Origin of the sequence: Roseivivax lentus, from assembly GCF_900156805.1 — a bacterium.
Classification (GTDB): Bacteria; Pseudomonadota; Alphaproteobacteria; order Rhodobacterales; family Rhodobacteraceae; genus Roseivivax; species Roseivivax lentus.
Window position 1 is genome coordinate 232,204 of record NZ_FTOQ01000001.1, and the last position, 15,014, is coordinate 247,217.

The 15,014-nt window shown below is 70.0% G+C and carries 8 protein-coding genes; 5 read left to right on the forward strand and 3 right to left on the reverse strand.

All coding sequences use genetic code 11. The annotated features are described in order from the left end of the window. The first annotated feature begins 54 nt into the window (after positions 1-54). From BW990_RS01135 to BW990_RS01150, 4 genes are all read left to right on the forward strand, one after another. Complete coding sequence (locus tag BW990_RS01135) at positions 55-639, forward strand: TRAP transporter small permease (protein ID WP_076444155.1); 585 nt, start codon at positions 55-57, stop codon at positions 637-639. After that, positions 636-1,952 carry a TRAP transporter large permease gene (locus BW990_RS01140; protein ID WP_076444157.1) on the forward strand — a complete coding sequence of 439 codons (1,317 nt, stop codon included), beginning with the start codon at positions 636-638 and terminating at the stop codon, positions 1,950-1,952. Before BW990_RS01135 ends, BW990_RS01140 begins: the two co-directional genes overlap by 4 nt. Positions 1,953-1,954: 2 nt before the next feature. Continuing rightward, positions 1,955-2,719: an SDR family NAD(P)-dependent oxidoreductase gene (locus tag BW990_RS01145; protein WP_076444159.1), complete on the forward strand. Its 765-nt coding sequence runs from the start codon at positions 1,955-1,957 to the stop codon at positions 2,717-2,719. A 149-nt stretch (positions 2,720-2,868) separates the two neighbouring features. Continuing rightward, positions 2,869-4,047: an acetyl-CoA C-acyltransferase family protein gene (locus tag BW990_RS01150; RefSeq protein ID WP_076444161.1), complete on the forward strand. Its 1,179-nt coding sequence runs from the start codon at positions 2,869-2,871 to the stop codon at positions 4,045-4,047. On the opposite strand, the gene pbpC is transcribed toward BW990_RS01150, so the two are convergent. Together pbpC and BW990_RS01160 are read right to left on the reverse strand one after the other, a co-directional pair. Then, entirely contained in the window at positions 4,044-6,053 is a 2,010-nt protein-coding gene (gene pbpC, locus BW990_RS01155; RefSeq protein WP_076444163.1) for a penicillin-binding protein 1C, read from the reverse strand. The two genes, BW990_RS01150 and pbpC, sit on opposite strands and share 4 nt — an antisense overlap. 4 nt (positions 6,054-6,057) lie before the next feature. Continuing rightward, positions 6,058-11,466, reverse strand: a complete 5,409-nt coding sequence (locus tag BW990_RS01160; protein WP_076444165.1) for an alpha-2-macroglobulin family protein — start codon at positions 11,464-11,466, stop codon at positions 6,058-6,060. A gap of 142 nt (positions 11,467-11,608) precedes the next feature. On the opposite strand from BW990_RS01160, the gene BW990_RS01165 reads away from it, so the two are divergent. Further along, positions 11,609-14,158 carry an ATP-binding protein gene (locus BW990_RS01165; RefSeq protein WP_076444167.1) on the forward strand — a complete coding sequence of 850 codons (2,550 nt, stop codon included), beginning with the start codon at positions 11,609-11,611 and terminating at the stop codon, positions 14,156-14,158. Between the two features lie 7 nt (positions 14,159-14,165). Here BW990_RS01165 and yaaA read toward each other — a convergent pair whose 3' ends face one another. Then, a complete protein-coding gene (gene yaaA / locus BW990_RS01170; RefSeq protein WP_076444169.1) occupies positions 14,166-14,948 on the reverse strand; it encodes a peroxide stress protein YaaA in 783 nt (260 codons plus the stop codon). Positions 14,949-15,014 lie beyond the last annotated feature (66 nt).

Sequence of the window (15,014 nt, forward strand, 5' to 3'; positions counted from 1 at the left end):
GGGGCGCGGCGTCGGTCGCGCCCCTCTGGTCTTTCTGATCCCGGGGGAGAGGACATGCTCGCGCTGATCGACCGTCTGGCCCGATTCATGGCGCTGATCGGCGGTGTCGTGCTGGTGGCGCTGGTGATCCTGACCTGTGCCTCGGTCCTGGGGCGCGGCCTCAACACGCTGGGGCACTCGGCCTTTCTGACCGGTCTGGCGCCGGGCCTCGCGGAGGCGCTGATCGCGGCGGGCGTGGGGCCGATCACCGGCGATTTCGAACTGGTCGAGGCGGGCGTCGCCTTCGCGATCTTCGCCTTTCTGCCGGTCTGCCAGCTCTATTCCGCCCATGCCACGGTCGATGTCTTCACCCAGATGATGCCCGGGCGGGCGAACCGCGTCCTGCGCACCTTCTGGGAGGTCGTGCTGACGCTGACGATCTTCCTCGTCACCTGGCGCCTCGCCCAGGGCATGTTCGACAAGATGCGCTACGGCGAGACGACCTTCCTGCTGCAATTCCCGATTTGGTGGGCCTATGCGCTCAGCCTCGCCGGCGCGGTCGTGGCCTCCATCGTCGCGGCCTATTGCGCAGGCGCGCGCGTGGCCGGGCTGATCACCGGCGGCCGCTTCATGCCCGAGGAACAGAGGGCGGATCATTGAGCAACCTCGAACTGGGCTTTCTGAGCTTTCCCGTCCTTCTGCTGATGATCTTCCTGCGCGCGCCCATCGGGCTTGCCATGCTGCTGTGCGGGATGGGCGGGCTGTGGCTGGTGATCGGCACGCCCAACATGTTCCTGTCGAAGCTCAAATCCGAGACCTATTCGACCTTCTCCAGCTATTCGCTGACGATCATCCCGATGTTTCTGCTGATGGGGCAGTTCGCGACGCTGTCGGGCATGTCGCAATCGCTGTTCCGGGCCGCGGAATCCTGGCTCGGCCATCGCAGGGGTGGGGTTGCGATGGCCTCAGTCGGGGCCTGCGCGGGTTTCGGGGCGATCTGCGGATCCTCGCTCGCCACCGCGGCCACGATGAGCCGCGTCGCCCTGCCGGAACTCAAGCGCTACGGCTATTCGGGGGGCTTTTCGACGGCGACGCTGGCGGCGGGCGGCACGCTCGGCATCCTGATCCCGCCCTCGGTGATCCTGGTGATCTACGCCATCCTGACCGAGCAGAACATCGCCAAGCTGTTCCTCGCGGCCTTCATCCCCGGCATCCTCGCCGCCATCGGCTATATCCTGACGATCTCGGTCTATGTGCGGGTCCATCCCGATGCGGCGGGCTCGCGCGACCCGGTGCCCATGGCCGAGCGGATGCGCGCGCTGGCGCAGGTCTGGCCGGTGCTCCTGGTCTTCATGCTGGTCGTGGGCGGCATCTACCTGGGCTGGTTCACCCCCACCGAAGGCGCCGCCGTGGGCGCGGCGGGCACCGGCATCGCGGCGCTGATCTCGGGCAATCTCAGCTGGGGGGTGTTCCGCGAAAGCATCATCCAGACCGCCACCGCCACCGCGATGATCTTCTTCATCGTGCTGGGCGCGGGCTTCTACAATTCGTTCCTGGCGCTCAGCCAGGTGCCGCAGGAGCTGTCGAACTGGGTCGTGGGGCAGGGCTTCGCGCCGATGACCGTGCTTCTGATGATCCTGCTGTTCTACCTCGTCTTCGGCTGCCTGATGGACAGCCTTTCGATGATCCTGCTGACCATCCCGATCTTCTTTCCGGTGATCTCGATCCTCGATTTCGGCATGTCGGCGGAGCATATGGCGATCTGGTTCGGCATCCTCGTGCTGATCGTGGTGGAGGTCGGGCTGATCACGCCACCGGTGGGCATGAACCTCTTCATCATCAATTCGATGGATCGCGAGACGCCGATGTCGGCCACCTATCGCGCGGTGATGTGGTTCGTCTCCTCGGACCTGATCCGCGTCGCGCTTCTGGTGGCGTTTCCGTCCATCACCCTGTTCCTGCTGGGAGACTGAACATGCAGATATCCGGACATGTCGCGATCATATCGGGCGGCGGCAGCGGCCTCGGTGCCGCGACGGCACGGGCGCTGGCCGACAAGGGCGCGCGGGTCGCGATCTTCGATCTGAACGCGGAGGCGGCCGAGGCGGTGGCGGCGGAAATCGGCGGCGCGGGTTTCGCGGTCGATGTCTCGGACAGCGCCGCGGTCGCGGATGCGGTGGCCGGGGCGATCGCGGCGCTGGGCCAGGCGCCGCGCATCGCGGTCAACTGCGCGGGCATCGCGCCCGCCGCCAAGGTCGTGGGACGCGAGGGCAAGCTTGCGACCGAGATGTTCGAAAAGGTCATTCGCGTGAACCTGATCGGCACCTACAACGTAATGAGCCACGCCGCGGGCGCGATGGCCACGCTCGACCCCTTGGACAGCGGCGAGCGGGGCGTCGTCATCAACACCGCCTCCATCGCTTACCAGGACGGGCAGATGGGCCAGTCGGCCTATGCTGCCTCGAAGGGCGGTGTCGCGGCGATGGCGCTGCCCGCCGCGCGCGATCTCGCCAAGCTTGGCATCCGGGTGATGACCATCGCGCCGGGTCTCTTTTACACACCGATGATGGAGGGCCTGCCCGACGAGGTGTCGGAGACCATCACGCGCAACATCCCCTTCCCCGCGCGGCTGGGCCTGCCCGCGGAATACGCGCTTCTTGCCACCCAGATCGTCGAAAACCCCTATCTGAACGCCGAGACGATCCGCCTCGACGCGGCGGTGCGTCTGCCGATGCGCTGATATCCGGGCGCCGTTTGGGGCGACCGGCGCGGCGCCGCGTATTTGGAAAGAGGCAAGACAGGGGGGCCGCGCGCCCCGTGACGGCACGTTGCGCCTTGCGCGAGCGTCCGTGCAGGTCATAGTCCGGAGCAGGGAAAAGGGAGAGCATCATGGACAAGGACATCGTCATTCTGTCGGGCGCGCGCACCGCCATCGGCACCTTCGGGGGCAGCCTCGCCGGGACGCCGCCCATCGACCTCGCCGCCGCCGCCTCGAAGGCCGCGCTGGAGCGCGCCGGTCTCGAGGGCGGCGATGTGGGGCAGGTCTTTTTCGGGCATGTCATCAACACCGAGCCGCGCGACATGTATCTCAGCCGCGTCGCGGCGATGGAGGCGGGCGTGCCCGACACCGCGCCCGCGCTCAACGTCAACCGGCTCTGCGGCTCCGGCGCGCAGGCTATCGTCTCGGGCGTGCAGGCCCTGGGCATGGGCGATTGCGAGGTGGCGCTGGTGGGCGGCGCGGAATGCATGTCGCGCTCGCCCTATATCGTGCCGGACCAGCGCTGGGGCGCCAAGATGGGCGATATCCGCACGCTCGACATGATGCTGGGCGCGCTGAACTGCCCCTTCGGCACCGGCCATATGGGCGTGACCGCCGAGAACGTGTCGGGCGAGCATGACATCTCCCGCGAGGCGCAGGATGCCTTCGCGATGGAAAGCCAGGAACGCGCGGCCAAGGCCATCGCCGAGGGGCGCTTCAAGGATCAGATCGTGCCGGTCGAGGTGCGCGTGAAGCGCGACATGGTGGCGTTCGACACCGATGAGCATCCCAAGCAGACCTCGCTCGAGAAGCTCGGCAGCCTGAAGCCCGTCTTCAAGAAGGACGGCAGCGTCACCGCGGGCAATGCCTCGGGCATCAATGACGGCGCGGCGGCGCTTGTGCTCGCCACCGCCGAGGCCGCGCAGGCCAAGGGCGCCAAACCGCTGGCGCGGGTTCTGGGCTATGCCCATGCGGGTGTGCGTCCCGAGGTGATGGGGATCGGCCCGATCCCCGCGGTCGAGGCGCTAATGGCGCGCACCGGGCTTTCGGTGGGCGATTTCGACGTGATCGAATCCAACGAGGCCTTCGCCGCGCAGGCGCTGGCGGTGAACAAGGGTCTGGGCCTCGATCCCGCGCGGGTGAACCCCAATGGCGGAGCCATCGCGCTGGGCCACCCGGTGGGAGCCACGGGCGCCATCCTGACCGTGAAGGCGCTCTATGAGCTGGAGCGCACGGGCGGAAAGATCGGCCTCATCACCATGTGCATCGGCGGCGGGCAGGGCATCGCCATCGCGATCGAGCGGCTCTAGTCCCGGATCAGGATCGACGCGCGCGCGGCCCGGCCGCCCGCGTCGATCACCGACAGCACCGAATAGCCCGGGGGCGCCGCGTCGAGGATCGTCTGCGGCGTCCTGAGCCCGGTGGCAACGGGCGCGCCGTTCAGAAGCAGCGTGTAGGGCGGCCGCGCGCCTTCGAGCTTGACGGGCAGCGTGCCGGTCCCTTCCAGGATCGCGCCATCGGGCGGAAAGGTGATGGCCAGCCCGGCGCGCGCCTGACCCCGATCCGCGAAGCGCTGCAGAGGGCGCGGCAGCTCGGCGTTGGACAGCAGCAGCGTATCGGCGGGGGGCGGCGGCATCGGCACCGCATCGCCGCGCAGATGGCCCATGGCCTCGAACAGCAGGGGGGCTGCGGTGTCGCCTCCGAAGGCGCCGGGCACGGGTGTGCCATCGGCGCGGCCGATCCAGACTCCCACCACGAACCCGCCGTCATACCCGAGCGCCCAAGCGTCCCGGTGCCCGTAGGAGGTGCCGGTCTTGTAGGCGACTGCGCCGCGCTGGCCCGTGGCCCGGGGCGGCGGAATGTCGGACAGGATGTGCCCGACCTGCCAGGCTGCACGGGGCGACAGGATGCGCGGGCCGGCTTGGGTCTCTGCCGGTGCGGTGGTCAGCGGGCGCGCCTGCCCACCTGCGGCCAGCATGGCGTAGAGCTGCGTGAGATCGCGCAGGCTGAGCCCCAGTCCGCCCAGCGCGGTGGCGAGGCCGGGCTCCGAGGCCAGCGCGGGGCGCAGACCGGCCTGCCGCAGCGCCGCCATCAGATGCGCCAGGCCCAGCGCCTCGGTCAGGTGCAGAACGGGGATGTTCAGCGACAATTGCAGCGCCTCCCGCGCCGAGACATCGCCGCGATAGAGCCCGTCGAAATTCTCTGGCGCGTAGCTGCCGAAGCGCACCGGGCGATCCGACAGCAGCGTCTCGGGATGGGCGAGCCCCCGGTCGAAGGCGAGCGCGTAGATCAGTGGCTTCAGCGTCGAGCCGGGGGACCGCAGGGCGCTGGCCATGTCGACGTAATGACGCCCCGGGCCGTCAGTGTATCCGGGCGCGCCGACATAGCCGAGGATCGCGCCGCTGCGGTGATCCGCGGCGATCAGCGCCGCCGACAAGCGCGGATCGCGCGGCGCCATGTAGCGCGCGACAAGCGCCTCGAGGCGGCGCTGAAGCCCGGCATCGAGACTGAGGGAGATGCGGCCCGTCCCGGCACGGTGTTGCGCGGTCAGGTGCGGGGCCAGCGCCGGCATCGGATGGCGCGCCGTGGGCGCGGGGTCGCGGCGGGCGGCCCGGGTGGCCTCGGGCGTCAAAAGCCCCGCCGACTGCATCCGGTCGAGCACACGGTCGCGGGCGGTGCGGGCCGCGTCCGGATGGCGGTCGGGGCGGCGCGCCTCGGGGGCCTGCGGCAGCGCCACCAGAAGCGCGGCCTCCGCCGAGGTAAGGCGGCGCGGCTCCTTGCCGAGCCAGGCCAGCGATGCGGCACGCAGCCCCTCGATATTGCCGCCATAGGGCGCAAGGTGCAGGTAGAGCGACAGGATCTCGTCCTTCGACAGGTGGCGTTCCAGCGCGAGCGCGAGGCGCATCTGGCGCAGCTTGCCCGACCAGGCGCCCGTGCCGCTGTCTTCCAGCAGCCGCGCCACCTGCATGGTCAGCGTGGAGCCGCCCGAGACCACCCGCCCGTGCCGCAACGCCTGCCCCGCCGCGCGCAGAAGCGCCAGCGGATCGACCCCGGCATGGCGGCGAAAGCGCCGATCCTCGTAGGCGATCAGCATGGCGATCACCTGCGGATCGACCGCGTCGAGCGAGGTGGCCAGCCGCCAGCGCCCGTCGCCGACGGTGAAGGCGCGCAGCAGCGCATCGTGGCGGTCGCGGACCTCCGCGCCGGTCTCGGGCACCAGCGGCGGCAGGGCGGTGGCCGCGATCCAGTCCTCCGCCCGGTCGCGCGCGAAGGCCAGCGACCACAGCGTCATCGCCATAAGGAGAAGCGCGCGCATCGCGCTACTCCGTCACGTCCATGCGGCCCGTCGCGGTCACGGCGCGGTATTCGGGGCGGTACATGTCCTCCACCAGGGCCGCGGGATGATGGAACGCGCCGGGCGAGACCGCACGCACGATATAGGCCAGCCGGAATGGCGCGGTGCCTTCCCAGTCGATGGCCGCGACGAACCGGTCGGTGCGGAATTCGGCGGTTTCGGTCTCGGCGGTTTCGAGCCAGTCCAGCGCGGCGATATCGCCCGCGCGCAGAAGCGACGGGTTGTCGATCTCGAAGCCCGCGGGCAGCGGGTCGTCGAGGATGAGCCGCGCAGGCGTTTCCTCGGCGGGGCGCACGGTCAGCACGGTCACCAGCCTGTCGCCCTGCGCCACCGGCCCGGCAAGCGGCGTGCCGTCGAGGCGGTAATAGTCCCGCGTCAGCGCGTAGCCGTAACCGCCCGCCGGCGGCGCGATCTCGGGCACGCCCACCGTCGTCAGGGTCAGAAGCGTGTCGCGTTCGGCGGTCAGAACCTGCGGCGGAAGGCCCGGCGCGCGGCGCCGCAGATAGGGCCCGTCCACCGGCGCGCCATCGGCCATCAGCCCCGATGCGGCGGGATCGGCCACCAGCGCCTCGGCGGCAGCGAGGGTCCAGGCGCTTTCCTGCGTCGAAAGCCGCCGGCCCGGGGCTGCCAGCCGGGCGGCCAGCGGCTCGGTGTCGAGCGCCGTGCTGCCCGCGGCGCGCGCCAGCGTCACGAGTGCTGCGGCATCGCGCAAGGTCGAGCCGTAATCGTCGCGCCGGTCCGCGCGATCCCCGGTCGCCGCGGCGGCAAGGCGCGCCGCGGCGAGGCCGAACAGCCGGCCCGCCCGGCGCTGATCGCCATAGGCCGCAAGGGCCGCGCCCAGCTGCGCCTGCGCCGTGGCCGTGGCGAAGGCCGCGCCCTTCTCGTCGGCGTAATAGCGCAGATCGCCCATCGCCGCCCGTCCCTCCTGCGCGAGGACGTAGAGCGCATAGGCGATATCCGTGCCGCCCTCGTCGAAATCGGGCGCATAGGCGATCCGGTTCGCGAGGTTGTCGAGCGCGGCCTCGAAGGCCCGCTCCGGCACGTCGTGACCGGCGCGGCGGGCGCGCGACAGGAATTCGGTGACATAGGCATCGAGCCAGCCATCCCCCGATCCCGCGCGCCAGAGGCCGAAGGCGCCGTTCGGGGCCTGCCGCGCGAGGATCGTCTCGACCGCCGCGTCGATCTTCGCCTCAAGCCCGTCGGGCGGCACGAGGCCGAGACTGCCCGCCACCGGCCCCAGCGACAGGAGCGGCATCGCCTGCGAGGTCACTTGTTCGGTGCAGCCATAGGGATAGCGGTCGAGCCCGCGCAGAAGGCCCGGCACGTCGAACCGCGCGAAGGCCCCGGCGGAGACCAGCAGTTCGGGCGCGCCCGCATAGCCCGCAAAGAGCGCATCGTCGAGCGTGAAGCTGTCCGCAGCGCCCAGGAGGATGCGCCGCGTCTCGGCGGTGACCGGATCGTTGCGGCGCACGCCGAGCGTGAGGGCTTTGACCAGCCGCGTGCCATCGGGCGTCGTCATCGTGACGGTGATCGCGTGATCGCCGGGCTCCCGTGCGGTCAGCGGCAGGGTGACCCGCGCGGTCTGGCCGTCGTCGAGGCGCAGCGCGGCGGGCAGCGTCGCGGTCTCGAGCCCGAGGCCCGGCGCGGTGACCGACAGCGCGACGTCGCCCGCAGGCCCTTTTGCATGGGTCAGATCGAGCGACAGGCGCGTGCGGTCGCCGGGCGCAAGAAAGCGCGGCATCGCGGCCTGCAGAACCACCGGATCGCGCACCAGAACGGTGCTGTCGGCGGCACCCACCGCCGTGGCTGTCCAGGCCACGGCCATCAGCCGCACCTCGCCGTTGAAGGCCGGCAGGTCGAGCGTGACCGATGCCGCGCCCGCCTCGTCCAGCGCGAGCGGCCCCTCGAAGAAGGCCAGCAGCGCCTCGGTGGGCGGCGGGCTTTGCGCTTCCATGCGGCCCATCGCATCGCCGCCCGAGCGCAGCCGCCCCGAAGCTCCGGTCTGCCCGTCGATGAGCCGCCCGTAGAGGTCGCGAATCTCGACGCCCAGCCGCCTTTGGCCGAAGTAGTGCCCCGCGGGGTTGGGGCTTTCGAACCCGATCAGGTTGAGGATGCCCTGATCGACGGCGGCCAGCGTGACATAGGCGTCGCCCGCACCCGCGCCGGGCACCGAGATCGTGATATCGAGCGGCCCGCGCGGCCTTGCCTCGGCGGGGGCCTCGATGCCTACATCGAGCTGCCTGTCGCCCGGTGCCACGGCGGCATGGGCCAGACCTAGCGCCCGGGTCGGGTTGCGGCCCTCGGCGGTGTCGAGCGGGCTCAGCAGTTCCGCGGTGACATAGGCGCCGGTGCCCCATTCCTCGGTCACCGGCAGCGCGATCACGCTGCTGCCCGCCGGAACCTCATGCGCCGACAGCGCCACGACCCGGTCGGTCAGCACGGAGACCAGCACCCGGCCCGCGCGGCGCGGCATCAGCCTGAGCTCCGCGGTCTCGCCCGGACGGTAGCTTTCCCGGTCGAGGGACAATTCTAGCATGTCCGGCGTCTCGGCCGCGCCCGCCGGCGCGTACCAGCCCGCATCCACCGTCGCGGAGGCCGCGACATAGGCGCCGTCAGTGCGTTCCACGACCAGCTCGTAGCGCCCCCAGTCGAGCGGGGCTGCGATCTCGGCGGGATCGGCGCCGAGCGTGAGCGTGCCGCCCGCCACCCGGCTGCGCGTCGTGATCGGCTCCCAGTTCCAGTTGCCGTAGAGCGAATACCATTGGTAGCGCGTCTCGACCCGGTTCAGCGTCCATTCCGCCTGCATCGCGGCCGGTGCGAGGTCGGGGCCGAAGCCCTGGACGCGGAACCGCGCCTCGGTGCCTTCGGGGACCGTGGCATCGGTCAGAGGCCGGATGCCGATGATCGGGCCTTGCGGCGTCACCGGGCGGGCGATGCGCCGTTCGACCGGGCGCGCGGCCCCGTCGAGGACCCGCAGGATCACCTCGGCCTCTAAGGGCTGGCCGGTCAGATCGGCCTCGGGCAGCACCAGCGGCAGCCGCGCCGCGCCGCCTGCATCGGTGCGCAGGTCGCCCGGCAGGCTTTGCGTGGCGGTGGCGGTGGCCGCATCGTGCCGTCCGAAAAGGTAGCCCGGCAGCGCCGCGATCTCGCGCTGGGCCGACAGGCGTATCTCGCCCTCGAGCGGCAGATCGGCGCCGGGCGCGCCGAACAGGTAATCGACCTGCACGCCCAGCCGGGGCGGCGCTGCGGGATCGATCGCGCCCGCGGGCAGATCGAGGACCATGTCCACCCGTTCCGGCACGAAATCCTCGACCAGCAACGCCTGGCTCGCGAGCGCGGGCGCCTCCGGATCGGCATGCACCGCCAGCTGCCAGGTGCCGCGTGGCACGGCCGCCGATAGCGGGAAGGCGAGGACATGCCCGCCCGCGCGATCCTGCGACGAGACCTGCCGCGCGTGCTCGACCCCATCGGGCCGGGTCAGGATGGCGGTCAGGGCGACGCCCGGGATGGCGGCGGCCCGTCCGTCGCGCAGAAGGGCCGTCATGTGCACCGTCTCGCCCGCGCGGTAGGCGCCGCGATCCGTGGTCAGGAAGACATCCATCGGGCCCGGTGCCTCGCGCCCGGCCACGCCGCGATCCGACAGATCGAAGGCCGGCCCGTCGAGCGACAGGAATGTCATGTCGCCCTCGGTCTCGGCAATCAGGAGCGCGGGCGCGCCGGCGCCCGTCCCGCGTGTCATCCCGGCGGGAAACAGCGCGACGCCGCCCGCATCGGTCTCGACCATCCCGAGGTTGCGCATCGAGGTCGCCATCAGCCGCAGATCGAGGCCCGCGAGCGGGGTCGCATCGGAGAACCGTCGCGCAACCACCGTCAGCCCGTCCGATCCCCAGAGCGAGGTCAGACCGATATCCGAGACGACGAACCATTGCATCGCGGTCGGGTTCTCATAGGGATCCGATCCGGGGATGCGGGCCGCCAGCGCGTAGATGCCCGGCGCGAGCGCGCCCAGCGGGCCCTCCATCGGGATGCGCGTCGTGACCTCGGTATTGAGCGTGCTGTCGATCTCGAGCTGACCCTGCCAGACCGTCTCGGACAGAGTCGCGGCCAGCTCTTCCTCGTCCCAGGCGGAGAGCGGGCGGGAAAACAGGTCCTGCTGCACGACCCGGAGAAGCGCGGAATCGCTGACCTGCCGCAGGATCAGGTCGAGCCTTTCGGCATTCACCGTCTCGACAGGCAGGCCCGCGTCCTCGGTGCGCGGCAGCACGTAGGCCCGTCCGGGGAACCGCGCGCTGGGGGCGCGGTCGCGCACGTAAAGGGTCACGGCCACGTCGCGGATCAGCGTCTCGCCCGAGGCGGCGGGCAGGCCCTCGCGGAAGACGAGCCGGTAGCGTTCGCCATGCGTCAGCCCCGAGATGCAGAGGTCCCGCTCCCCGGTCTCGACCGCGAGGCGCGGATCGGGAAGCTGCACGAAGGGCGCGTAATCCTGCCCCGCCAGACTCAGCGGTTCGGAGAATTCCGCGCAGATCCGCGGCGCCGCGCTGTCGCTTTCCACGCGCGTATCGGTGATGCGGAAGCCGTATTTGCCGATCATCTCGTCCAGCAGCGCGACGGTCTCCGCGCTCGGGGACAGGCTTTCCGCGAGACGCAGCGCCGAAATGGCCCGCCGTCCGTCGCCCGTTTCCTCGAGGCTGCGCGCCAGGGTCAGAAGGCTCGTCGCGGCCAGCGGGTCGGGCCCGGCGCGCAGATAGGCGTTGATCGCCGCGTGTCGCGCGATCCGGCGGTTGATGCCTGCATTGCGCCGGTCGCCATCGGCGAGACGGCGCGCGCGATCCGCCATCTCGAGCCAGAGGATCGCGCCATCGTCCTGCGCCACGGCGGCCGCCGTCCAATCGAGCGCGGCCTGCCGGTTGCCGCGCGCCTCGGCCTCATCGGCGGCCTGCAGCAGCGCGTCGACGGAATACCGCCCGCCGCGATAGCGCAGGCCAAGCCCCGACGCCTGGTCGCGGGCGGCATCCAGATCGCCCTCCGTCAGAAAGGACAGATCGGCGGCGCGGCGCGCGGCACGGGCCTGCGTCTCGGCAGAGGTCTCCACCAATCGCGCCGAGATGGCGCCATCGAAGGGCAGGGGTGTCGAAGCGACGGCCTTGGGAAAGCAGGCCCCGGCGCGGGCGTTGAAGGTGAAGGCCGTGCAGGCCCGGTCGTTCAGGCAGACCCGTTCGCAAGCCTCGAGCGTGGTGTCGAAAAGCGGCTGCAGGTCGTTGCCGGGGAAATCGACGTCGTTCGAGACGATGCTGCGGCGCTCCGGGACCTCGGCGATTGCGGCAAGGGGGAGGCTCAGAAGGGCGGCAAGCCCCGCGACAAGTATGGTCCGCATGGCATCGCTCCTGTGTCCGGCATGGGCCAAGCGTCGCATGGCGGGTCCGAACCGGGCAAGGATTCGATCCAGTCCGGCCCGCGTTAAACACTTTTTCAGAGCTTCACGTCCAGATGGGCGGGGGTTCGCAGAAAGGGCGCAGATGACGTTGAGCCAGGCCCTGACGGCGGAGCGACGCGCACGCCTGGCCGCCGAACAATTGCTGGCGCAGAAGCACCGCGAATTGATGGCGGCCAACCGCAAGCTGGGTCTTCATACGCGCGAACTGGCGCAGGAAGTCTACGAGGCGCGCGCGCAGATGGCTTCCATGCGCAGCGAGAACGAGCGCGTCTCGACCGAGCTGGACCGCGCCGTCCAGCGCATCGAGATGGTCGAATCGCATCTCTGGCAGGCGCTCGAGGCGATCCATGACGGGTTCGCGCTGTTCAACAGCGACGGCACGCTGGAGATCGCGAACACCGCCTTCCTGTCGCTTTTCGACGGGTTGAGCGATGTGGGACCGGGCACCCATTATCGCCACATCATCGCGATCACCGCCGAGGAGGGGCTCGTCGATCTGGGCGATGAGCCCTCCGCCGATTGGGTCGCCCGGATGGAGGCCAGCTTCGAGACGCCCAATGCCAAGCCCCAGGCGTTGAAGCTTTTCGACGGCCGCTTCGTGAAGATGCAGAACCGCCGCACGGGCGACGATGCGGTCGTCTGCCTCGTCACCGACACGACGGAGCTGATGCGCATGTGGCAGGCGGTGCAGCAATTGCCCGACGGCTTCGTGCTTTACGATGCCGAAGACCGGCTGGTGATGTGCAACGACAAGTATCGCAGCTTCTACGCCAAGTCCGCGCCGGCGATGGTGCCCGGCGCCACCTTCGAGGATATCCTGCGCTACGGGCTGAAGAACCGCCAGTATCTCGAGGCGATCGGGCGCGAGGAGGAGTGGCTCGCCGAACGCCTTGCGCATCACCGCCAGGCGGATTTGATCATCGAACAGCCGCTCGAGGACGGGCGCTGGCTGCGCATATTCGAACGTCGGATCACCGATGGCAGCCGCGTCGGTCTGCGCGTCGATATCACCGACCTGAAGGAGACGCAGGCCAATCTCGAAGATGCGATCCGCCGCGCCGAGGCCGCGAACCGCGCCAAATCGGCCTTCCTCGCCAATATGAGCCACGAGATCCGCACCCCGATGAACGGCGTCGTCAGCATGTCCGAACTGCTGATGAGCACGCCGCTCGACGACGAACAGCGCCTCTATTCCGAGACCATCCAGAAATCCGGCGAAGCTCTTCTGATGATCATCAACGACCTGCTGGATTTCTCGAAGATCGAGGCGGATCGCGTGGTCATCGCCGACGAGCCTTTCGATCTGGAATGCATGATCCACGACCTGGTGACGCTGGTGCAGGGCTCCGCCCGGGACAAGGGGCTGGTGCTGCTGGTGGATTACGACATCTTCCTGCCCAGCCGCTTCACCGGCGACGTGCACAGGCTGCGGCAGGTGCTGACCAACCTCATCGGCAACGCCATCAAGTTCACCGATCAGGGGCAGGTCCTCGTCCGCATCTTCGGCCTCGGGGAAGAGGACGGGCGCACCACGCTGAACATCACCGTGGAGGATACCGGCATCGGCATCCCGCCCGACAAGACCGAGCATATCTTCGGCGTCTTCAATCAGGTCGAGGAGGATCGCGACCGCGCCTTCGAGGGGACGGGCCTCGGGCTGTCGATCTGCAAGCGGCTGGTGGAGCTGATGGGCGGCGAGATCTGGGTGGAATCGACGCCGGGCGAGGGGGCGTGTTTCGGCTTCCGGCTGAGCCTCGGCAAGGCGCCGCAACCCGATGGCGGCGAGCCCGTGTCGTTCGATACCATAACGCGGGTGCTGGTCGCCGACCCCCATGCGGGTTCGCGGGCGATCATCGCCCGGCAGCTCGGGCAATCGGGCATCGCCGCGATCGTGGCCGCCAGCGCCGAGGAGGCGGATGCGGCGCGGGACGCCGATTGGCAGGTGGCGGTTCTGGCCGACGATCTGGGCGGGGTACCGGGCAAGAAGCTTGCCAGCCGCTGGCGCCGCGACGGCGAGACGCGCGGCATCATCCTGACCGTCACGCTGCCCGATCAGGAACGCAGCGCGCTGGAACAGGATATCGTGCAGGCGGTGCTGACGCGCCCGACGCCGCGCGCCAATCTCTACGCCGCGCTTGGCCGGCTGGCGCAACAGACGGACGTGCCCGAACCCGACGCGTCGCCCGACATGGCCCCCGCACCCCCGTCGCGGCGCATCGCACCGCCCGCCGCGCCCACCCGGACCATCGATCTGCTGCTGGCGGAGGACAACAAGACGAACCAGCTCGTCTTCACCAAGATGGTGGCCGACCTGCCGGTGCGCCTGCGGATCGCCGGAAACGGGCAGGAGGCGCTCGACCAGATCGCGGAGGCCCGGCCGGACGCGGTGTTCATGGATATCTCGATGCCTGGCATGGACGGCAAGGAGGCGACCCGCCGCCTGCGCGCCGAGGAAGCGCGCAGCGGCGCCGCGCGGCTGCCGATCATCGCGGTGACCGCCCATGCCATGCCCGGCGACCGCGAGGCGCTGATCGCGGCGGGTCTCGACGATTACGTCACCAAGCCGGTGCGCAAGGCCGCCATCCGCGCGGCCATCGCCGCAGCCCTGCCCGGCCGTTTACCCGAGGATTAGCGCCCGGTCAGGCCGCCTGCGACGCCGCTTCGGACCGCAGGAAGACCGGCTTTCCCGGTTCTGACAGGTCGGCCTCGTAGCGATATCCGCCGAGGTCGAAGTCGCGCAGCGCCTCGGGATCGGTCAGGCGGTTCTGCACGATGAATCGCGCCATCGCGCCGCGCGCCTTCTTGGCGTAGAAACTCACGATCTTGGGCGTGCCGTTCTTCTCTTCCATGAATTGCGGAGTGATGACGCGCAGCTCCAGCGCATTCTCCGGCACGGCGCCGAAATATTCCTGGCTTGCGCAATTGACCAGCGTCGCGGTGCCGATGGCATCGGCCTGCGCCTTGAGCGCCTTGGCGATCCGGTCGCCCCAATAGGCGTAAAGCGTGCCGCCGCGCCGGGTTTTCAGCTTCGACCCCATCTCGAGCCGGTAGGCCTGCATCGCGTCGCGCGGGCGCAACACGCCGTAAAGCCCCGACAGGATGCGCAGGTGATCCTGCGCCCAGTCCATTTCCTCGGGGTCGAGCGAGGCGGCCTCGAGGCCCTGGTAGGTGTCGCCCGCAAAGGCCAGCGCGGCGGGGCGGACGGCATCGCCATCGGGCGCGTCCGAGAAGTCGCGGAAGCGGTCGCGGTTGAGCTTGGCGAGATCGTCCGAGAGGTCCATCAACGCCTTGAGGTCCTTCAGGCTGAGATTGCGCATCGTCTTGGCGAGGCGCTGGGCGTCCTCCTCGAAGAGGGGCGTCGTCATCTCGGTCTCGCGCGCGGACCAATCGAGGCGCTTGGCCGGGGAAATGGCGATCAGCATCGGGCGGCTCCTTTGGGTATCGGACGGGCATCGGGCTTGGCCGTGCATGTAGGGCAGCGGACCGGG